The organism is Acinetobacter sp. 24-47-66 (genome assembly GCF_056779755.1).
The window spans coordinates 96276-117807 of sequence record NZ_JBWYIL010000002.1; the positions used below are offsets into that span (position 1 = coordinate 96276).

Consider the following 21532-nt stretch of genomic DNA (forward strand, 5'->3'; position numbering starts at 1 on the left):
ACTCAAGTATATCTATTATTTAGCAGAATTTTAAACTTCCATAACAGTTTGGGGCAAAGGATTGATTTTTTAACTGTAAGTTTACCAAATCCATATTCACTCTTGAATTTGTTAATGGAACCTCACCTAATCTAAAATTACCTGCTAAACAACTTGTTGCTAAAAAACCACATTCGATTGGATTAGCCTGTAAATAATTACTAATTAGCGGTACAACTTGTTTAATCACTGCATCTGTCACAATCACTTTTTGACTCGGAGTAACATTACCTATATCAATTGGGTCCTCGATTGAAAGCCACCAACCTGTCTGAGCAGCAACACTCGCTCCAGTCCAATGTATATCTTGTTTTTGCATCGATAGAGAAAATGGATTGCTCAAAGGTAAGCGGTGAATATATCCAAGGTTCTCTGAAACTTTAACATCTACATTTAGGTTTGAAACATTACCCGTAATGTCACCAGATAGTGGTATAGGCACAAGCCCCCAGAGTTTAGCATTTGCAGAAATTTTACCTGACAATGCAATGTTATCTATTCGAGCAACACCTGTTAAATAGACATTTGATATTCTGTTACCACTAATAGTTTGGCCATTAATTTTTAAAGAGCCGCTTCCCTCAGCTAAATTTAAAGCATAATCATTAGACGTAAAGTCTGCACTTACGAAACCTGTTGTACTCTTTGCTTTTCCGTAAACTAATTCTCCAAGATTGTTAAAATTTACACCAGAACGAGCTGCTGTTGTCGCAGTTCCAACAGCGTCCTTAATCTTCAGATAACCACTTAAACTATTGATACCATTTGGTTTTTCAGAGTTCTCACTACCAAGCGTTAATAATCCTAGTACTTTTTCTGCACTTAAACGAACACCAACCATTTCACGTGTTGAAGCTGAATCTGGGTTTTTTATAGCAAACTCTAAAAATGGATTGGTTAGTTGGGCACTTGATTGGACGCGTCCTTCACGAGTTTCTGCAACCCCTGACAAACTTAAGTTATCGATATCAATATCACAACCGTTTGCACCATTTACTCCACCGCATCCAAGTTGCAATCTTTTGATGTTAGCATTTAAATCTAATTGGGCTTCCATTCCCATTTTATAAAATCCAATATTTTGACCAGGATTCTTATTGACGGAATCTGCAGGTGAAATATAGCTTAAGCTCATGAGTGCTTTACCTTCAACATGTGAAAGTTCAGCGTCAGTCAGTTCTTGCATTGGAGCAGCATACGCTAATGTTATTGAAGTCAATCCATAGATGACAGGAATACAAAAATTTCTTGATTTCGCTAATCCTATTAAGATCATCATTGTCTCCACAATTTTTTATTTTTATGTCTTGTCTAATAAAAAGACAATGTAATATTCACTATTATATAAATTTTTTCTATCAAATTGTGATTGATCTAACATTTTTTGTATTTAAATAATTCATATTTCAAAAAAATGGTCTAGTTATGAATCACTTATATCAACTTAGCAACTTGTAAATTAATGTATTTTTATTTAAATCTTTCATTTAAATAAACAACAGATCGAAGTGATTAAATAAAATCTCAAACATAAGTAAAGATGATGAGCTTTAAGAAAGTCATCACTTAAATACCCAGACGATCTGATCGAAACTAAATAAATTCTGTTCACTCCATGAAGACAAATGTCGCCATACGTCCAGTTTTGGAATTACGGCGATGAGAATAATATGTTTGATCCTCCGTGTAGCTACATCGCTCACCTCCAAGAACCTGTTCCACCCCTAAACTTTTCAATATATGGCGAGCAATCGCATACAGATCTGCGTAATACTTACCCTCTAGATCTCCCTTTTGAAATGCTGAGCTCAATTCTGGAATCCTATCGCAGAATGTGTGCATTACTTCCACACCCACTTCAAAGCATGGCTGACTAATTGCCGCACCTAACCACGCCCATGAGGGTTGAGTGCTCATGGCATTGACTGTATTTTCAATAATACCATTTGCCAATCCTCGCCAACCTGCATGCAAATTAGCGACTTCAGTACCATCTTTATTACCGAGAACCACTGGCAAACAATCTGCCGTCATCATCATTAATGCATGATGTTTTTGTTGTGTCACTAAACCATCGCCATTTAGAGCGTGTAAGCTCATGTCATCATTTACAACATGACAGATTGTACTGTGCGTTTGGTTCATCCAAGTCAATCGATTCACCCCATAGACCGAGAAGTCATTTAACAAGTACATTCGATGCTGATGAACACGTTCTGGCTGATCATTTACATGCAACGCCAAGTTAAAACCTTCTAAGTCAGTCTGTGGTGTTTTAAGTGCGTGAGGGTGACTTAATTCTGTTTGTCCTACCACAACACCTTCGGGCAAACCTTGCACAATTTGCATGTCAACTTTCCTTTAATTTAGTAAGCCTTATTTTCCGTACGAAGAGTATCAAGTAATGCTGTGAAATCTTCAGGCCATGGTGCTTCAAACATCATTTCTTCACCTGTACGTGGATGTACTAACCCCAATTTTGATGCATGAAGTGCTTGACGTCTAAACTCTCGTAAATGAGTAGCAAGTTTTTCCGAAGCACCCGCAGGTACTTTGACACGACTGACATAAACTGGATCACCGACCAAAGGGAAACCAATATAAGTGAAATGCACACGAATCTGATGAGTACGTCCAGTTTCTAATTGTGCTTGAACACGTGTGAAATTTTGGAATCTTTCTTTCACATTATAGTGAGTCACGGCATCACGACCACCTGGTAAGATCGCCATTTTTACACGATCTACAGGATGACGTTTAATCGGCTCATCAATTTTACCGCCTGCAATAATATTGCCATAACAAATTAAATCATAAATTCGATAAACTGATTTTTTCGCTAACTGTTTACTTAAGGAAAATTGAGCTTCTAAATTTTTAGCTACAACCAAGAGACCACTAGTATCTTTATCGATACGGTGTACTAGACCAGCTCGAGATAATTCTGCTGATTTAGGAAAATGATATAAAAGTGCATTAACCAAAGTACCATTCGGGTTTCCTGCGCCAGGATGTACAACCATCCCCACTGGCTTGTTAATGACTAAGATGTCATCATCTTCATAAATAATATCTAAAGGGATATTTTCAGGTTGACTGGTGACTTGGGCTTCAAGCTCTACATCAAGCGTGAGTAGCTCATTCCCTTCACTTTTATATTTTGGTTTCACAACTTGACCATTTACCAACAAATGACCATCCTTCAACCATTGTTTCAATTTTTCACGCGAAAATTCGTTCCAAGCGAGTGCTGCAACTTGATCTATTCGCTGACCAAGAGAACTCTCATCCACTTGAAATTGCAACGATAAACGTGTTGCAGTTGGGGCTGAAGTATGGTTATCTGCATCCTCAGAATCTTCAAGTAAATTGATGTCGATTTCTGGGAAATTAGAATTAGAAGTTTGTGCTGAAGTCATTTGCTCATTCGGACAAAAGTGGTTTAATAGTGCAATTGTAGCCTATTGCCCGTATAAACAGAGGAATTTTTATGTCGCTACCACGTTATAAAGTTACAATGCTTGCTTTATCGCTAGGCTTAGCAGCAACATTTGTGGGCTGTAGCAGTAATCCCAAGAAGGATGTTGTGGATACTGGACCTAAATCAACCGAACAATCTTATTTCGATAAAGCACAAAAAGCATTAGATCGTGGTCAATATAGCGATGCAGCACAATCATTAGAAGCAATTGAAACTTATTACCCTACAGGTCAATATACTCAACAAGCTCAACTCGATCTTTTATATGCTCGTTTTCAACAAAAAGACTATGAAGCTGTTATTGCGCTAGCAGACCGTTTTATTCGTTTAAATCCTCAACATCCTAATGTTGATTATGCTTACTATGTTCGTGGTGTGGCGAATATGGAGCAAAACTATGATGGTCTCATCCGCTATACATCACTCCAACAGGCTCATCGTGATGTCAGCTATTTAAAAGTTGCATATCAAAATTTTGTTGATTTCATTCGTCGTTTCCCAAGTAGTCAGTATGCTGTAGATGCTGCTCAGCGCATGAAATTTATTGGTCAAGAACTTGCTGAAAGTGAAATGAATGCGGCTCGCTTTAACTTAAAGCGTAAAGCTTGGCTTGCAGCAGTTGAGCGTGGACAATGGGTTGTGGAACATTTTCCTCAAACACCTCAAGTACCAGAAGCGCTTGCAACGATTGCTTACGGATACGATAAACTCGGTGACAAGGCAACATCTCAACAATACGTTGAAGTGCTAAAGCTAAACTACCCTCATCTTGTGAAGTCTAATGGTGAGGTCGATTTACGCGCAGCACGTAAAGATGGAAGTTGGTTAAATCGTGCAACCTTGGGTATTTTAGGTCGTGAAGCACGCAGCCAAACAACGGCAGAAGTATCAGCAGAGCAATCTGGCAACACCAATACACAACCCGGTTTATTGAATCGCTTAAGCTTTGGCTTGCTTGGTAATAAAGATCACAATGTGGAAAGTGCGCCAGCAAATGAAAGTATGTACGACCCACAGCGTCAATAATCCATTCTTATGAATCAAAAAAGGTGGGATTACCCACCTTTTTTATTGCATGGCTTTATTTATCGTCTTAAGTGTTTAGGATAGACTTAATTCAATCACTTTATTCCTCATTCTTCTGGCTTTTTAATTATGGCAATTCCACAACATACGATTGATCAAATTTTAGATCGAACTGACATCGTCGATCTTATTGGCCAACGTGTGAAATTAAAAAAGTCAGGTCGTACCTATTCAGGCTGTTGTCCTTTTCATCAAGAGAAAACGCCTTCTTTTCACGTCTACCGTGATAAGCAATATTTCCACTGTTTCGGTTGCCAAGCCAATGGAAATGCAATTCGCTTTATGATGGATATTGATAATCGCAATTTCATCGAGGTGATTAAAGACCTGGCAAGCCAAACCGGTATCGAATTACCTAAAGACAATCAAGACAATAAAAAACTCTCATACAAGAGAGAACCTATTAAACCTAACCCAGAAAAGCAACCGCAGGCACCCATTGAAGCAGATGCAGGAGAAATCATTTCTCCGCCTGCTTCAGCTTTTGATGTAGATCCTTTTGAAGCATTTCAAAACTATGAATTCGATGAGTATCAATTTAATTCAGATGACTTGAATTCAGTTGAGGTCGCACCTGAAGGTAATTTATACGATCTTCTTGAAAATGTTGCTTTATTTTATGAAAAACAACTTCCAAATAGCCAAATTGCGCAACAGTATTTTCAGCGACGCGGACTAAGTGATACCACGATTAAGTATTGGCGATTAGGTTATGCGCCAGAAGATTGGCAACATCTTGAAAAAGCATTTCCGCAAGATATTGAAGGATTAAAACTACTCGGTTTGATCAGAACCAGTGATTCTGGTCGTGATTTTGATCTACTACGAGAACGTGTCATTTTTCCTATACGTGATGCAAAAGGTCGCGTTGTCGGATTTGGTGGACGAGCATTGAATGACGAGATCAAACCCAAATATATCAACTCGCCTGACTCTGAAGTTTTCCATAAAAACCAACTACTCTATGGCTTATATGAAGGTCGTAAGCTCAAAGCCAATCATTGGTTAATGGTTGAAGGTTACATGGATGTCATCGCATTACAGCAAGCTGGCATTCCTGGCGCAGTTGCCACCTTGGGGACGGCGAGCAATGCTGATCATTTGAATCTATTATTTAAACAAAACAATCAGTTAACTATTGCTTTTGATGGTGATTCGGCTGGTCAAAAAGCAGCTCGACGCACTTTAGAAATTGCACTTCCCCTCTTAAATGATGGTCGTGAACTGAAATTTTTTATTCTACCTGCGGAGCATGATCCTGACTCATTAGTTCGTAAGGACGGTGTTGAAACTTTCAATCGACTTTGGCAACAATCACCACTCTTATCAGAGTTTGCTTTTTCTCTTCTCAGTCAACAATATCAAATTAATACACCTGAAGGTAAAAGTCAGGTCATGGCTGAGCTAAATCAACTCACCAATCTGATGCCTAAGCAAGGTTCGTATCGCTATTTGATTCGTCAATATTTCAAAGAGAAATTAGGATTCAATAAAAAGTGGCAGCCTCAAGTGAGTCTTGACGCTTCATTATCATTTAATATTCGCACACGAGATGAAGATTTCGCAGTGGCAATGTTATTGTACCATCCTTTTCTTTATATTCATTTTGAAGTATTACGCGCAGTGATTCCTGAAGATGAATTGCTTGCAAAAGTATTAAAAATCTTTAATGTCATTTTTGATGATCTGCCAGATGACCAAGAGTTGGCGAGTTATTATATTTTGGGTGCATGTAGCCCATTTCATCATGAACTCTCTGAGATTTTAAAACGTACCAATATTCAAACACTCACTGAAGCCCCTGAAATGGCTGATAAACTTGCCTCAGAATACTCGCTTTCACTTCAAGAAAAATATCTGAGAATCAAATTTAAAGCAGCAAAATCATTAAATGAGTCTAAAAACTTAAGACAACAACTGAATGAGCTAACCAAAAAAATTGGACTACGCTTACTACATGAATAAATAAAAGCGGTCAGTGACCGCTTTTATTTTTTTAGTTTTCGCTGAGCACTAAAAATATCTTCTAAATGTTCTTTAATCGTTTCATAGACATCAGGATTTTCATCTTTAGCGACTTCTCTGAGTAAGATAGATGTAGGATGTAATAGCTTTTGCGTCAAACGATGCGCCATTTCCTGCATGACAATGGCTGCATCATCGCCAGAGGCTAAACGATCTAATGCATGGTTTAATTCAAATGCTTTAACTTTATCTCCATGAGCACGATACTCACTAATTGTCGCTCCAGCTTGTGAAACTTTCTGCTGAGTCACCAATTGTGTTGCTAGTTGATTGACCATCACTTCAGCTTCAACAGCGGCTTGGCGTCGCTGCGCTAAGTTTTCATCAATAACACCTTGAAGATCGTCCACCCCATAAAGGTAAACACCATCCAAATTTTCAACCTTAGATTCAATATCGCGAGGAACAGCCAAATCCACCATCAACATTTGACGGTAACGACGTTTTTTGAGTGCTGACTTAACATCTTGATAGGAAATGACCTGATGTAAACTTCCTGTACAGCTTGAAATCACATCTGCGCGATGTAAATTTTGAGCTAAGTCAGCAAAAGGAATAATTTCAACCGCAACGCGATGTGATATTTCTTGCGCTAAAATTTCCGCCCGTTCCTGACCACGGTTACAAATTAAAATTTTAGCAACGCCCATTTCGGCTAAATGCTTTGCAACCAAGCTATTCATTTCACCTGCTGCAACCACCATGACAGTTAATTGTTCAGGCTTACTAAAAACTTGTAGTGCTAACTGTGCTACCGCATAACCCATGGATACAGCATGACTACCGACCGCTGTTTCTGAACGCACTTTCTTAGCAGCATAAAATGCATATTCGAAAATACGATTTAAATTTTGTGAAACAACTTCAGACTCTTTTGCTAGATTAAGTGCAGACTTAACTTGCCCCATAATCTGAGGCTCACCAAGCATAAGTGAATCTAATCCTGATGCCACACGCATCAAATGTGTCACAGCATCTGTATTTTCATAACGGTAAATATGATTTTGTAATTGTTTTACATCAATGCCATTTTTTTGAGCGAGCCAATCTAATACCATGTCCGCATTTTCGGCGATGGCGTAGACTTCAGTACGATTACAGGTTGACACCACAACCATATCGTTAAGTTGGTCATGGTGACTTTGTTCAGTCAACAACAGTTTTAACTTTTCAGGGTTAAAAGCAACTTGCTCTCGTAATTCAACTGAGGCTGTTTGATGGTTGACACCCAATGCAAAGAAAGACATATCAGATCATCAATTCGCTAAATTTATGCTATTGTGCAATAACGGTGTCATAAAAAGCAGTACTTGGATAAAAAAATTGCGTCAAACAATGAGCCGCATAACCGGCATGACAATTCGACAGTATTCTACCACACTCTTGTTGGTGAGTAGCATGACTTACAGTGCTCATATTAGAGCATCTGGAGAATTTTACCACGCCAATTTAAATCATAAAGTTTTACAACAGGCGATGGTTGCAGAATTTGCTTTAGCGGCACATGACACACAGACTGCCTTACACAACTATACCGTACTTGCGATCCAAACTAGCTCAACGGCTTTAAAACAACGTGCACTTAACGTCGCACTCGAACAAAACGATTTACAAGCCGCTTTAGATATTGCAACCCATTGGGTCGTGCAAGAACCCAAAGATGTACCAGCAAAATTCTATCTTGCGCATATCGCATTAAAGTCACACGAATATGAACTTGCTGCGGATGTGCTCGATGATATTTTAAATTTAGATCCTGAGTCAGATTTAGAACAAATTCTTGAAGGCATTTCTCCTGAATCACCTGAGGATCGAGCATATTTATTAAATACTTTACATAATAGTAAAACGCGTAACAATCCTTCGATTCTCGTCTTGATTGCGAGTTTACAAGCACAAAATAATGAAATCGAAAATGCCTTAATTACTTTAAATAAAGCATTAAAAAAACGCCCCAAATCAACTGGGTTTATCTTACTTAAAGCCAACTTACTCATGGCTTTAGGCAACGAAGAAGAGACGCTAAAATGGTTTGAAAAAAGTGCTCGTAAAAATCGTAATAATTTAGAGCTCAGTCTGGCTGAAATCCGCTACTTAATTAAACTGGATAAAAATGAACAGGCTTTAAGCAAATTAAAACGCATCATAAAAAAATGGCCAGATTCGGAAGAAGCACTTTTTATCGCAGGTCTAACCTCAATTGATCTCAAAGAGTATGAGCTTGCTGAACAGTATTTGGTCGAACTACGTGCATCTGGACAATATCAAAATGATGCTTATTTTTATTTGGCATTGAATGCTGAACGAAAACAACATTTTGAAACAGCTAAAGCTTATTATCGACTCGTAGATGGTAATTTATATATGGTTTCTAGACGAAATCTAATTTCAATCTATGACAAACAAAATCGCTTAAGTGATGCGCTGCGCTTTCTGACTCAGGAGCGAGTGAATTACCCTCAACATGCGAGTTTCTTATACCAAGCACAAGCTGAAATACTCAAAAAAATGGGCAATAACAAAGCTGCTTTGGGCTTACTCAAAGAAGCTGCTAAAAACTTAACTGATGACCCTGAAATTTTATATTCTCAAGTCTTATTACTTGATCCATTTACGGATCGCGATCAATTAGATGAATTACTTAAAAAATTACTCACGATTGAACCCAATAGTCCAACTTATCTAAATGCGTATGCATATACTCTGGCGTTGCAAAATCGTCGTTTAGATGAGGCGAGACAATATGCCGAACAAGCTTTAGACAATGCCCCAGAGCAAGCATCTATCTTAGATACCTTAGGCTATATCTGCTTTCTTCAAAACGATTTTGACACTTCCACCCGTGTACTTGCGAAAGCATATCAACTCAGCCAAAGTCCAAATATCGGCATTCGATATGCTAAATCGCTTTACATGCTGGGTTCACTGGAAGAATTTAGCCAAGTGTTACATCAACTCCATCAAAATCATCCAAATCATCCTCAATTGGATCAACTCGATAGTTTATTGTTGCCACAAAATATCAAAAAGAGTTAATACTGTATGATCTTAAATTTAAAATCCTTATTGCTGATTGCCACAAGTAGTGCGCTTCTTGGGTTAGCTGGCTGTCAATCAATTCAAACTCAACCATCACTGCCAACAACGCAAAACCTTGAACAATCAAATCAATTTAATCTTCAGGGTAAAATTGGCGTTAAGACCCCCAAGCAATCAGGCAGTGCTTTTTTTACTTGGCAACAGAAAGATGAACAGTTTGATATCGAGTTAAGCGGAATTCTTGGAGTCGGTAAAACTCAAATCTCAGGTCAACCTGGTCAAGTGACACTGAACAGTGCCAAAACTGGTGAAATTACAGCCAACTCACCTGAAGAGTTATTGTTTCGTGCAACAGGTTGGGAAGCACCAATTACTTATTTAGTCGATTGGGTACAAGCTAAGCAAGCAACAGAAGAAGCTGAAATTCAAAAAGACGAATCGATGCGAATCAGTGAAATTAAAGAACAAGGTTGGCATATTCAATTATCTTACAACGGTCAATCTACACAACCAAACCGTTTGATTTTGAAGCAACAACTTGAAGATGGAACTGAAAATCGTATTACAATGGTAATTCAAAATCGTTAAGTTTGATTATTTATGATTCGTGTACCCTCCCCTGCAAAACTGAATTTGTTTTTACACATTACGGGGCGCCGTGAAAATGGTTACCATGAATTGCAAACCATTTTTCAGTTGATAGATCTTTGTGATTGGATGGAATTTACACCAAGCTCTAATCAATCTATCTCCATTGCAGGCTTATCAGAAGTAAGTCTTGAGCAAAATTTGATTTATCGTGCAATTATGATGCTGAAACCTTATGCCAAAAGTGAAAATTTAGGCATCCATGTCAACATCGAAAAAAATATACCGATGGGTGCAGGACTTGGTGGTGGTTCTTCAAATGCGGCTACCGCATTATTAATCATGAATCAAATTTGGCAATGTGGCTTAAATCGTGATCAATTAGCAGAAATTGGTGTACAACTGGGTGCTGATGTTCCCATCTTTATCCATGGTCGTAATGCATGGGCAGAAGGTATTGGTGAACACTTAACATTCATAGACTTAGATCAAAAACAATACATTGTGTTAAAACCTGACTGTTTTATCAGCACTCAACTGCTTTTTTCACAAAAATCGTTGACAAGAGACACGAAGACCTCTAAATTTTGCGCCTATCAGATAAAGCCATCTGATTTCAGAAATAACTTTGAACCTCTGGCAAGAAGTCTATATGCTGAAGTCGATGAAGCAATGCAATATTTAGATCAGTTCGGTGTTGCAAAACTTACAGGTACAGGTGCTTGTGTTTTTACTGAAGTAACGACTGAAATGAACATTGATGACATTCTTGCTCATTCACCTTGTAAAGCTTACTTAGTGAATAGTTTAGAACAATCACCATTGAATCAAATCATCGTTTAAATGATAGGGGCGTCGCCAAGTGGTAAGGCAGCGGGTTTTGATCTCGCCATCCGTTGGTTCGAATCCAGCCGCCCCTGCCAATTTAGTTCAAAAAGACAGAACATTGGTATCATGAGTTGAGTCAAACAACCTTGACAAACCCATATAAAACCATTAAAGTTCTGCCGCATTAGGGGCGTCGCCAAGTGGTAAGGCAGCGGGTTTTGATCTCGCCATCCGTTGGTTCGAATCCAGCCGCCCCTGCCATCTCATTCTATACATTTCAACCGCCAAGGGTGCTTCATGCCCAATCTTGTCGTTTTTAGTGGAACTGCGCATCCACAATTCGCCCAAAAAGTCGTTAGCCACTTGCATATCCCTCTAGGTGCTGCATCTGTAGGTCAATTCTCTGATGGTGAAATCGCTGTCGAAATCACTGAGAATGTCCGTGGTAAAGACGTATTCATCGTTCAGCCTACTTGTGCTCCAACTAATGATAACCTTATGGAAATCTTAGTGATGGCAGATGCATTGCGTCGTGCAAGTGCTGGTCGTATCACTGCTGTGATTCCTTATTTCGGTTATGCTCGCCAAGACCGTCGTCCTCGTTCTTCACGTGTTCCAATTACCGCAAAAGTAGTAGCAGATATGCTAACAACTGTAGGTATTGACCGTGTTGTGATGATCGATCTTCATGCTGACCAAATTCAAGGTTTCTTCGACATCCCTGTAGACAACATTTACGGTACGCCAGCGCTTTTAGCTGACTTACGTCAACAGTCTCATGACAACCTTATGGTTGTTTCGCCAGACGTTGGTGGTGTTGTTCGTGCTCGTGCTGTTGCGAAACAAATGGGCGATATCGATTTAGCTATCATCGACAAACGTCGTCAAAAAGCAAATGAATCACAAGTGATGCATTTGATTGGTGATGTTAAAGATCGCGACTGCGTGATCGTTGATGACATGGTTGATACAGCTGGTACTTTATGTAAAGCCGCTGATGCATTGAAGACTTTTGGTGCGCGTCGTGTCGTAGCATATGCTACTCACCCTGTTTTATCTGGTAAAGCGATCGAGAATTTGAAAAACTCTGTTATCGACGAACTTGTTGTGACAGATACAATTCCGCTTTCAGAAGAAGCTTTAGCTCTTGGTAAGATTCGCCAAGTTTCAGTTGCGAGTATGGTTGCTGAAACAATTCGTCGTATTAACAACGAAGAATCTATTAGCGCAATGTTTGATTCTTATCTATAATAGAGCGCTAAAATTTTAAAGCCCTGCCTTTTGGTAGGGCTTTCTATCACTAGATCGGTCGCAGATCTAGTTCACTTAACTTAAATAGGATGTCTCTCATGGCAAACTTCGTATTAAATGCAGTAGCACGTGAAGAAGCAGTACAAGGGAAAGGTGCGAGCCGCCGCCTTCGTCTTCAATCTAAAGTTCCTGCTATCATCTATGGTGGTGATGCTGCACCTGTAGCAATTACACTTGAGCTTCGTCAGCTTGTTAAATTCTTAGAAGACAACGCTTTCTTTGAAGAAGTAATCGAAATTGATGTTGATGGTAAAGTTGAAAGCGTTAAAATCCAAGCTTTACAACGTCACCCAGCTAAAAACACTCCAATGCACGCTGACTTCAAACGCGCATAAGTGTTGATGGTGTAAATTAGTGTCTCATATTTCACTGATTGTTGGTTTGGGCAACCCTGGTAAAGAGTATGCTCAAACCCGCCATAATGCAGGCTTCTGGTATGTAGAACGTCTTGCAGAACAATATGGCATAACACTTAAAAATGACCCTAAATTTAATGGATTAAGTGGTCGTGGTAATGTGGAAGGACAAGACGTTCGACTTTTATTACCTTCAACCTTTATGAACCGTTCTGGTCAAAGTGTTGTACCCTTTGCAAAATTCTACCAAATCTCTCCAGAAGCAATGCTTATTGCTCACGATGAACTTGATATGGACCCAGGCATTATTCGCCTTAAAACGGGTGGTGGTCATGGTGGTCATAACGGTTTACGTGACATTGTTCCTCATACAGGTCCCAACTTCCATCGTTTACGTATTGGAATTGGACACCCTGGATCAAAAGACCGTGTATCAGGTCATGTTCTAGGTAAAGCACCCTCAAGTGAACAAACGCTCATTGATGATGCAATTCATCATGCACTAAGTCGTACAAAATTATTAGTGAATGGTGAAATTCAGCAGGCAATGAATCAAATAAATGCCTACAAACCGTAGTTGATAAATTTAATTTTTGTTCAACAATTTTTCTTGCCACGATGAAAATTTGAGGGCAAAATGCGCTTTCAAATGCTTCACCCAAATTAAAAAACTGTTGTTTCTAGATAATAAAACAATCTTAGAACAACTCAGGAGACGCTTCCCATGCTATCTCGTTTATTAAAAGCTAAAATCCACCGTGCAGTTGTAACACAAGCTGAACTTCATTATGAAGGTTCATGTGCAATTGATGGTGTATTACTAGATTTAGCTGGTATTCGTGAATATGAAGAAATTCATATTTGGAATGTAACTAATGGCAAGCGTTTTACAACTTACGCAATCCGTGGTGAAGAAAACTCAGGCATTATTTCTGTAAATGGTGGTGCTGCTCACCAAGCAGATCTAGGTGACATTATTATTATCGCGACTTTCGGTGATTTTACTGTTGCAGAAGCTGATGCACATAAACCACGTTTGGTTTATGCAAATCCAGATAACACTGTGAATCACACAGCAAATTGTATTCCTGTCCAAGTTGCTTAATGATTGACTAAAACTCGCTTACTTGAGCGAGTTTTTTTATAACAAATTATCATAGAATTACTCTTCATCCACCAACTGCAAGCTCTGGCTAATCCCATCTGCTCTTAACCAAGCTAATTCATAACTGGCATTCGCCAAAGCTAGAACCCGACGTTCAAACTCAGTCCAGATCGGTTTAACATGTGGAGCTGAAATACCTAAACCACTCTGCTCTGCTAAATGCTTGTTTTTTTCACAAATTTTAAGCGCATGATATAATTTTCGGCCTTTTGAAGCATTCTCCAATACTCGGATTCTTTTTGATTCAATGAATTTTTCCACCTCAGAAAGTTGAGCATGAGGAAGCATTGGAACCAAAATTTGATCCAGTTGTTGATCTAAACGTTTCCAAATACTCAGTCGTTGTTCCTCATTATAAGTATTCCATTGAATCACTTCATGATTAAAACGTCGACAACCACGACATACCGCATCACCAAACACTGTTGAACAACGTCCCGCACATGGTGTTAATGAAGGGATTCGACGCGCTGTATTCAAAACATTTTCCTCATATAAAACCATAAATTTTCTATGGCTTTCTCGCATATTTTCAAAAATCGCGTTAGAATACGCGCCTGATTTTATCCCTATATTAATACATTTGGAGTACTCCATGAACGCTACTGTAGAACAGCTTGCACCTGTAGAACAGCAAGCGACCACTGGTTGGGTTGTTGCGGCACTTTATCAATTTAAAGAAGTTGTAGATTCTCTAGCACTTCAACAAAAATTACTTGAGTTGGTAAAAACCATCAACCTATGCGGTACTCTTATTGTTGCCCATGAAGGGATTAACGGAACAGTTGCAGGTGACCGCCATGCAATTGATGTCATTCATCAATTCCTTTTAAATGAAGGATTTAATGACATGGAATATAAAGAGTCACACAGTGACGAAAAACCATTCCGTAAAATGAAAATCAAACATAAAAAAGAAATCGTGACTTTAGGTGTTCCAGTGAAGCCACGCGACTTAGTTGGTCACTATCTAGACCCTAAAGAATGGAACGAACTCATTGCACGTGATGACGTGATCTTAGTCGATACAAGAAATGATTACGAATACAAAGCAGGCACATTCAAAGGGGCAATTGATCCGAAAACTGAAACGTTCCGCGAATTCCCTGAATATGTAAAAAACAATCTTGAACAGCATAAAGATAAAAAGATTGCCATGTTTTGTACAGGTGGAATTCGTTGTGAAAAATCAACTTCACTACTTCTTCAAGAAGGCTTTAAAGAGGTATATCACCTCAAAGGTGGTATTCTTAAATATTTAGAAGAAACCCCTCCTGAAGAAAGTTTATGGGAAGGTGAATGCTTTGTTTTTGATGGTCGTACTGCGGTTACACACGGAGTGGAAGAAGGTCAAAATGTGAAGTGCCATGCTTGTGGTTGGCCATTAACCCCTGAAGAAGTAGCATTACCAAGTTACGAACATGGCGTATCATGTGTTTATTGTATCGATAAAACAACAGAAAAGCAGAAAGAAGGTTTCCGTATGCGCCAGTCTCAGATTATTGCTGCAAAACGTAAACGCCTCTAAACAAAAAATATTTTATTTAACTTACAAAAGCGTTGTCTACATTACAGTGTAGATGACGCTTTTTACATTGAACAAACAAAATTTCAATTCTGATATATCACCATTACAAAGTTATTTGAGAACAACACAAAACACATGAAGTCATTCAGATAAATTTAATACGAGGAAATAAATTTAGCTCAAGGATGAAAGTCATGAATCGAGTGCCATTCAAATATCTTCCTGTTCAACGGAATTTTGCTCACCATAATCATTTAGATCGTGTATCAGCTGTACCGACACATTTAAAATTTATATATATCGATTCACATAATTCTGATGTTAAATTGCATATACGTAACCAATCCCATTATTTTATCGTAACGTTAGGTGCTTGTATCGGCGCAATTATTGCTTTAGCAATCGGTTTTCAGATGAGAAATTCAATGAGTCTTATCTTCATCATCAGCATAGCTCCCCTTCTCGTCAGCTATATCCTACGAGAAGTCTATGTTCATACACTTATACAAATTCAACACCCTGAATTAATGCATTAACTTAATTTCACTGTATTTTTTCTTAAAAACCTCTAGCATAGGTTTAACTTTAGAATACAAATCACTTATGAAAGATTGGATCATTTCAGTGATGGAGCAATTGGGCTATTTCGGCATTGCTCTATTGATGTTTCTCGATAATGTTTTTCCACCTATACCCTCAGAGATTATTATGCCTTCAGCTGGCTATACCGCTTCTCAGGGTCAATTACTTTTGATTGGTGTCATTATTTCAGGAAGTATAGGTTCGCTCTTAGCTGCCGCTACGCTGTATTGGTTAGGACGTAAGATCTCTGATCAAAAGCTCTATGCGTTCGTTGAGAAATATGGCAAGTATTTATTTATTAAAGTAGCTGATGTTGATAAATCATTAGAATGGTTTGAAAGATATGGACATCGAATCGTTTTTTTTGGACGTATGGTTCCAGCAGTACGATCCCTGATTAGCATACCTGCAGGCATGAGCAAAATGCCTTTTGCAAAGTTTATGTTTTATAGTGGTTTAGGCACGGTTATATGGACCACCTTTTTAGCATATGTGGGTTATTATTTTGGAAATAATACTGAAATGATGCACAAAATATTTAGCCAAGTAAGCTATCTAATTATTGCTATTGTGATCAGCATAATCATTTGGATTGTGTACCGCAGACAAAAAAGAAAGAACTCAAAATAAAAAAAGCACCTTACGGTGCTTTTTAATTAGTTCGGCGTATGATACATCAAATACAATTCATTCAAGTTATCTGGAATTTCTTCTGCAAGCTCATCCATCAATTGACCGTTACGGCGGAAAGACTCCATTTGAGGATCTTCTTCGTCAACTCCACTAAACACCATAATTGGCAGAGTGAGATCAACCAATTGCTCTTCAAACTCAGGTGTGAACCATGCATCTTCATTTAAGAACATTGCATCGACAAAGCCTACACTCCAATCCCCAAGGCTTGACTCTACATCTGCTTCTTCAATTTCAAAAGGAAATTCAATACCTTCTTCATTGGCAAGTTTTTGACGTAAATCTTCTAACCAAAGTTTAATTTGAGCTACGATCTCTGCAGGCACTTTCTTTTGATTATTGTCAAATAACTCATCCAACCAACGATCAAATTGAGGACCTACAGCTGTCGCACACAAAAAACCATGAGTTGCAGCAAAATCTAGACCATGCTCATTTTGGTCGCCATCTAAGTAGTCACTTAACAAGTCTAAATCTAATGCACTCATTATATTTCCAAAGGTTGTATCTTAATTTCGTAGAATAACACTTTAGATCAGGATACCCAATCTAATTTAGTCTTCATCATCGTCGAAATCATCATCGTCAAAATCATATTCAAGATCTTTCAATTCACGATCTAAACGACGCTGTGCAAGTAAGTCATCAATCAAGCGACGCTTTTCTAATGATTCTTTGGCGCTAATTTTGCTCGTAGTTTCATCAAAACTAACATCATCATCACCGTAGTTATCATCTAGTTCAAAATCTGTAGAAGACACTAAAACTACCTCATGTGTGAAAAAATGAATGGGGCTAGGCGCTATTTATCTTTGTTCAGAATACTTGTCAAGTTTTATTTTATTTTTCGCTGATATTTATACAAATTTTAGTTTTTTTTGGACAAAAAAATATGTCATTATTTAATCAAGGATCAGAGCCTTATTGTTGGTTTAAAATAAAAAGCATGATGTGCTTGAAATGAACAATTTTGACCCAATATTGACTTAAATAGCTTAATTCATTGGTTTTCAAAACCAATTATACTGAGTTAATACGATACTAAAGATAAGTTAATTGTGCTAGAATGCACGGTTTTTCCCCGCCACAGATTCAACGAGAAGAGAGCAAAGATGAGCGATATGCATTCCCCTACTTCACAAGTAGCGGCTCTGATTAGCCGAGGCAAAGAACAAGGTTACTTAACCTACGCTGAGGTTAACGATCATCTCCCAGACTCGATCACTGAAAGCGAACAGATTGAAGATATCATCCAGATGCTTCAAGACGTCGGTATTCCTGTACACGAACGTGCGCCAGAATCTGACGATGCAATGTTTGATGGTAGTAGCGCAGAAACTACTGACGAAGTTGCTGAAGAAGAAGCAGCTGCAGTTTTAGCATCTGTAGAAAATGAGCCTGGTCGTACAACTGACCCTGTTCGTATGTATATGCGAGAAATGGGAACAGTTGAACTGTTGACTCGTGAAGGCGAAATTCAGATTGCAAAACGTATCGAAGAAGGTATTCGTGACGTTTTAAACTCAATTGCTTATTGGCCAAATGCGGTTGAAGTTGTATTACAAGAATATAAAGATTACGAAACTGGCGAGCGTCGTTTAGCCGATATCCTTTCAGGCTATTTAGATCCAGAGTCTGATGAAGAAATTCCAGAAGTTTTAGAAGAAGTTGATGCTGATCTTGAAGAAGAAACAGAGACTAAACCAACTAAAGATGTAAAACTTGATGACGATGATGAAGAAGAGTCTGAAAGTGATGATGATTCTGAGGGTGATTCAGGTCCAGACCCTGAAATCGCAAAAGTGCGTTTTGCAGAGTTAGAAGCTGCGTGGAATGCGACTAAAGATGCGATCGCAAAACATGGTCGTAACAGTAAAGAAGGTAAAGCAGCTCTTGAGTCGCTCGCAACCGTCTTTATGATGTTTAAGTTCACACCACGTTTGTTTGACATCATTTCTGAAATGATTCGTGGCACGCATGAACAAATTCGTACAGCAGAACGTGAAGTAATGCGCTACGCAGTTCGTCGTGGTCGTATGGATCGTACTCAATTCCGTACAACGTTCCCTGGTCAAGAATCAAACCCAGCTTGGTTAGATGAGCAAATTGCTAAAGCCACTGCTGACCAAAAACCATACTTAGAGAAAGTACGCCCTGACGTTCTTGCTTTCCAACAAAAAATCGCTGATATCGAAAAAGATCTCGACCTTACTGTACGCGAAATTAAAGATATTTCTAAACGTATGGCGATTGGTGAAGCAAAAGCACGTCGTGCTAAAAAAGAAATGGTTGAGGCGAACTTACGTTTGGTCATCTCCATTGCGAAAAAATATACCAACCGTGGTTTACAGTTCCTCGATCTGATTCAGGAAGGTAACATTGGCTTAATGAAAGCCGTAGATAAGTTTGAATACCGTCGTGGTTATAAGTTTTCGACTTATGCAACTTGGTGGATTCGTCAGGCGATTACACGTTCAATTGCTGACCAAGCACGTACAATTCGTATCCCTGTCCATATGATTGAAACCATTAACAAGATCAACCGCGTATCTCGTCAATTGCTTCAAGAAATGGGACGTGAACCTACACCTGAAGAGTTAGGTGAACGCCTTGAAATGGACGAAGTCAAAGTTCGTAAAGTGCTTAAGATCGCTAAAGAACCGATTTCAATGGAAACACCGATCGGTGATGATGAAGACTCTCATCTTGGTGACTTCATTGAAGATGGTAACATCACTTCACCAGTTGATGCTGCCACTTCTGAAGGCTTGAAAGAAGCAACACGTGAGGTACTTGAAAACCTGACTGAACGTGAAGCTAAAGTCTTGAAGATGCGTTTTGGTATTGATATGCCGACAGACCACACTTTGGAAGAAGTTGGTAAACAGTTTGATGTAACACGCGAACGTATTCGTCAGATTGAAGCAAAAGCGTTACGCAAATTACGTCATCCGTCGCGTTCTGAACATTTACGTTCGTTCCTTGAGAATGACTAATCTATCCATAGGATAATACAGGCTTGAATATGGGGGACACTCCCCCATAATATAAAGCGTGTAGCAAATAATTCTAAATACCTGCGCATAGCAGGTATTTTTACTAATGAGGTGTCCTATGACTGACATGATCGATCGCAATCCATCACGCGAATTACAAGAGCATCTTTGGATGTTTCCGATGGACTATCCAATTAAATTGATTGGTCTTGCAGGTGAGGATTTACGCAAAGCAGTGAATGACATTTTTGTTAAACACTTCCCTGATTTTGATGGTAATGCAATGACAATTACACCATCGCGTACAGGCAAGTATCATTCAATTACTGCGCAACTTCGTTTTGAAGAGCTTGAGCAAGTACATCAAGTTTATGCAGACTTGGCTGCTTGCCCTTTAATTAAAACTGCACTTTAATAAAAAAACACGCTTCATGCGTGTTTTTTTTATGTTTGTTAATTATTCATCAAGTATGTGCCTAGGTCACACTTAATTCAACAATATTGTCTATAATAAAACTTATTTTTGAATGTGAGCCTCAACCTCCGTGGATGTCAAAACCAAACCTCAATTGATTATTCGTCACTATACCCAAACCACTTCTTATGAAGATCACTTCCATGAAATGAAGCTGATGACAGAACAGCGTGACGAACAAACAGCAGATGAATTTTGGATTTTGCAGCACAATTCTGTGCTTACCCAAGGACAAGCTGGCAAACCAGAACATATATTAGTGCCTAGCCATGTCCCAGTTGTTCAAACTGATCGTGGTGGACAAGTCACTTGGCATGGTCCAGGACAATTAGTTGCATATTTTATGTTTGATTTAAATCGATTAGGCTGGAATGTCCGTACTTTAGTCAGCTATGCAGAAAATGTCATGATCGATTTATTAAAAAAATACGGTATCGAAGCCTATGCTAAACCAGATGCACCTGGTGTTTATGTTGATAGTAGAAAAATTGGATCTCTCGGCTTTAAAATCCGAAAAGGTCGCAGTTATCATGGACTCTCACTTAATATAGATTGTGAACTGGAAGGCTTCCAAACTATTAATCCATGTGGTTATGCAGGTCTTGAAATGGTCAGAATCTCTGATTTGATAAATCCCTACCCAAGTTTTGATATGTTAGTTAAAGACCTCATTGTCTATCTCGAAAAAAGTGACCTGTTCAGTCAAATTATCGTGAAAGATCATTAAAACTCCTTTACTTTGTCATTAGATAATTTTAGAGTATTTACTCTAAATTATAAAACTATGTGATAAGGGACAAGTGAGTGATTTCTATTAACTCTGTAAAGCCCGCGCTAGAACAAGCTTATGTCAAACTCATGCTTGACGTGATTGGCAGAGGCTTAGCGATGGCAAGTCAAGTCGATGAAGAAATAAAACAGGAAATTGCTAAATTTCCTGTCGGCTTCACGATTTCAATGGACGTTTTCAACAGTGATGCGGCTTTTATTGCACAAGTGAATCCACAACATCAACTTGTCTTAGTCGACCATGCATCAAAAAAACCAGATTTAACGATTACCTTTAAACATATGCATCATGCTTTTTTGGTATTTTCTTTCCAAGAAAGTACTGCACAAGCATTTGCAAATGACCGTATGATTGCTGATGGCGATTTAGGTCATGCAATACGTTTAGTGCGTTGTCTGAATAAAATGGAAGCCCTTATTCTTCCAAAATTAGTCGCTGAACTAGCAGTCAAAGAATATCCGGTCAATCTGTCATTAAAAGAAAAATTGACAGGTGCAGCAAATATTTATCTCAAAGTTGCTCAGTCATATATTAAAGGGAGTGCTTAAGC

23 protein-coding genes and 2 tRNA genes are annotated in these 21532 nt (G+C 38.6%); 18 read left to right on the forward strand and 7 right to left on the reverse strand.

Translation table 11 applies throughout. The annotated features are described in order from the left end of the window. Positions 1 to 19: 19 nt before the first annotated feature. The 3 genes from AC1M84_RS02770 to rluD all read right to left on the reverse strand — a co-directional run bounded on the left by AC1M84_RS02770 (position 20) and on the right by rluD (position 3458). A complete protein-coding gene (locus AC1M84_RS02770) occupies positions 20 to 1315 on the reverse strand; it encodes a hypothetical protein (RefSeq protein ID WP_481594378.1) in 1296 nt (431 codons plus the stop codon). 332 nt (positions 1316 to 1647) lie between these two features. After that, positions 1648 to 2388 carry a peptidoglycan editing factor PgeF gene (gene pgeF, locus AC1M84_RS02775; RefSeq protein WP_481594379.1) on the reverse strand — a complete coding sequence of 247 codons (741 nt, stop codon included), beginning with the start codon at positions 2386 to 2388 and terminating at the stop codon, positions 1648 to 1650. Positions 2389 to 2405: 17 nt separating this feature from the next. Further along, on the reverse strand, positions 2406 to 3458 hold the full coding sequence (rluD, locus tag AC1M84_RS02780) for a 23S rRNA pseudouridine(1911/1915/1917) synthase RluD (RefSeq protein WP_481590212.1): 1053 nt from the start codon (positions 3456 to 3458) through the stop codon (positions 2406 to 2408). Positions 3459 to 3529: 71 nt separating this feature from the next. Between rluD and AC1M84_RS02785 the strand changes: the two genes are divergently transcribed. Beyond that, on the forward strand, positions 3530 to 4546 hold the full coding sequence (locus AC1M84_RS02785) for an outer membrane protein assembly factor BamD (protein ID WP_481594380.1): 1017 nt from the start codon (positions 3530 to 3532) through the stop codon (positions 4544 to 4546). Between the two features lie 129 nt (positions 4547 to 4675). Next, positions 4676 to 6571 (forward strand): DNA primase, encoded by a 1896-nt coding sequence (locus AC1M84_RS02790; RefSeq protein WP_481594381.1) that lies wholly within the window; start codon positions 4676 to 4678, stop codon positions 6569 to 6571. Between the two features lie 23 nt (positions 6572 to 6594). Here AC1M84_RS02790 and hemA read toward each other — a convergent pair whose 3' ends face one another. Continuing rightward, on the reverse strand, positions 6595 to 7878 hold the full coding sequence (hemA, locus tag AC1M84_RS02795; RefSeq protein ID WP_481594382.1) for a glutamyl-tRNA reductase: 1284 nt from the start codon (positions 7876 to 7878) through the stop codon (positions 6595 to 6597). Between the two features lie 76 nt (positions 7879 to 7954). On the opposite strand from hemA, the gene AC1M84_RS02800 reads away from it, so the two are divergent. The 9 genes from AC1M84_RS02800 (at position 7955) to panD (ending at position 13858) form a co-directional block, all read left to right on the forward strand. Beyond that, the gene (locus AC1M84_RS02800) at positions 7955 to 9667 is read left to right on the forward strand and encodes a tetratricopeptide repeat protein (RefSeq protein WP_481594383.1); all 1713 of its coding nucleotides are present in this window, start codon (positions 7955 to 7957) and stop codon (positions 9665 to 9667) included. 6 nt (positions 9668 to 9673) lie between these two features. Beyond that, on the forward strand, positions 9674 to 10258 hold the full coding sequence (gene lolB / locus AC1M84_RS02805) for a lipoprotein insertase outer membrane protein LolB (RefSeq protein WP_481593087.1): 585 nt from the start codon (positions 9674 to 9676) through the stop codon (positions 10256 to 10258). 12 nt (positions 10259 to 10270) lie between these two features. Continuing rightward, positions 10271 to 11101, forward strand: a complete 831-nt coding sequence (gene ispE, locus AC1M84_RS02810; RefSeq protein ID WP_481593088.1) for a 4-(cytidine 5'-diphospho)-2-C-methyl-D-erythritol kinase — start codon at positions 10271 to 10273, stop codon at positions 11099 to 11101. A gap of 5 nt (positions 11102 to 11106) precedes the next feature. Beyond that, positions 11107 to 11181 (forward strand) — tRNA-Gln (locus AC1M84_RS02815). Between the two features lie 91 nt (positions 11182 to 11272). Continuing rightward, positions 11273 to 11347: transfer RNA gene (locus tag AC1M84_RS02820), tRNA-Gln, on the forward strand. Positions 11348 to 11383: 36 nt separating this feature from the next. Continuing rightward, entirely contained in the window at positions 11384 to 12337 is a 954-nt protein-coding gene (locus tag AC1M84_RS02825) for a ribose-phosphate pyrophosphokinase (RefSeq protein WP_035269283.1), read from the forward strand. Between the two features lie 98 nt (positions 12338 to 12435). After that, positions 12436 to 12732 carry a 50S ribosomal protein L25 gene (gene rplY / locus AC1M84_RS02830; RefSeq protein ID WP_179997745.1) on the forward strand — a complete coding sequence of 99 codons (297 nt, stop codon included), beginning with the start codon at positions 12436 to 12438 and terminating at the stop codon, positions 12730 to 12732. A gap of 19 nt (positions 12733 to 12751) precedes the next feature. Then, positions 12752 to 13330, forward strand: coding sequence for an aminoacyl-tRNA hydrolase (gene pth / locus AC1M84_RS02835; protein ID WP_035269278.1), 579 nt, complete (start codon positions 12752 to 12754; stop codon positions 13328 to 13330). A gap of 147 nt (positions 13331 to 13477) precedes the next feature. Beyond that, positions 13478 to 13858, forward strand: a complete 381-nt coding sequence (gene panD / locus AC1M84_RS02840; protein ID WP_035269276.1) for an aspartate 1-decarboxylase — start codon at positions 13478 to 13480, stop codon at positions 13856 to 13858. Positions 13859 to 13915: 57 nt separating this feature from the next. Here the strand turns inward: panD and AC1M84_RS02845 are convergent, their stop codons facing one another. Further along, a complete protein-coding gene (locus tag AC1M84_RS02845; RefSeq protein WP_180027954.1) occupies positions 13916 to 14422 on the reverse strand; it encodes a DUF1289 domain-containing protein in 507 nt (168 codons plus the stop codon). Between the two features lie 91 nt (positions 14423 to 14513). Between AC1M84_RS02845 and trhO the strand changes: the two genes are divergently transcribed. The 3 genes from trhO to AC1M84_RS02860 all read left to right on the forward strand — a co-directional run bounded on the left by trhO (position 14514) and on the right by AC1M84_RS02860 (position 16658). Beyond that, entirely contained in the window at positions 14514 to 15446 is a 933-nt protein-coding gene (gene trhO / locus AC1M84_RS02850; RefSeq protein WP_481594384.1) for an oxygen-dependent tRNA uridine(34) hydroxylase TrhO, read from the forward strand. Between the two features lie 194 nt (positions 15447 to 15640). Beyond that, entirely contained in the window at positions 15641 to 15982 is a 342-nt protein-coding gene (locus AC1M84_RS02855; RefSeq protein ID WP_481594385.1) for a hypothetical protein, read from the forward strand. 67 nt (positions 15983 to 16049) lie between these two features. Next, positions 16050 to 16658: a DedA family protein gene (locus AC1M84_RS02860; protein ID WP_481594386.1), complete on the forward strand. Its 609-nt coding sequence runs from the start codon at positions 16050 to 16052 to the stop codon at positions 16656 to 16658. Between the two features lie 26 nt (positions 16659 to 16684). On the opposite strand, the gene AC1M84_RS02865 is transcribed toward AC1M84_RS02860, so the two are convergent. Continuing rightward, positions 16685 to 17209, reverse strand: a complete 525-nt coding sequence (locus AC1M84_RS02865) for a YecA/YgfB family protein (protein WP_179997742.1) — start codon at positions 17207 to 17209, stop codon at positions 16685 to 16687. Between the two features lie 66 nt (positions 17210 to 17275). Next, the gene (locus AC1M84_RS02870) at positions 17276 to 17482 is read right to left on the reverse strand and encodes a PA3496 family putative envelope integrity protein (RefSeq protein ID WP_092766845.1); all 207 of its coding nucleotides are present in this window, start codon (positions 17480 to 17482) and stop codon (positions 17276 to 17278) included. Positions 17483 to 17779: 297 nt separating this feature from the next. Between AC1M84_RS02870 and rpoD the strand changes: the two genes are divergently transcribed. From rpoD to AC1M84_RS02890, 4 genes are all read left to right on the forward strand, one after another. After that, positions 17780 to 19717 (forward strand): RNA polymerase sigma factor RpoD, encoded by a 1938-nt coding sequence (gene rpoD, locus AC1M84_RS02875; RefSeq protein ID WP_228133303.1) that lies wholly within the window; start codon positions 17780 to 17782, stop codon positions 19715 to 19717. A gap of 127 nt (positions 19718 to 19844) precedes the next feature. Next, the gene (locus AC1M84_RS02880; protein ID WP_481594464.1) at positions 19845 to 20132 is read left to right on the forward strand and encodes a YbeD family protein; all 288 of its coding nucleotides are present in this window, start codon (positions 19845 to 19847) and stop codon (positions 20130 to 20132) included. A 130-nt stretch (positions 20133 to 20262) separates the two neighbouring features. Beyond that, a complete protein-coding gene (gene lipB, locus AC1M84_RS02885; RefSeq protein ID WP_481594387.1) occupies positions 20263 to 20919 on the forward strand; it encodes a lipoyl(octanoyl) transferase LipB in 657 nt (218 codons plus the stop codon). Between the two features lie 77 nt (positions 20920 to 20996). Then, complete coding sequence (locus AC1M84_RS02890) at positions 20997 to 21530, forward strand: hypothetical protein (RefSeq protein WP_179997739.1); 534 nt, start codon at positions 20997 to 20999, stop codon at positions 21528 to 21530. Positions 21531 to 21532: the final 2 nt, after the last annotated feature.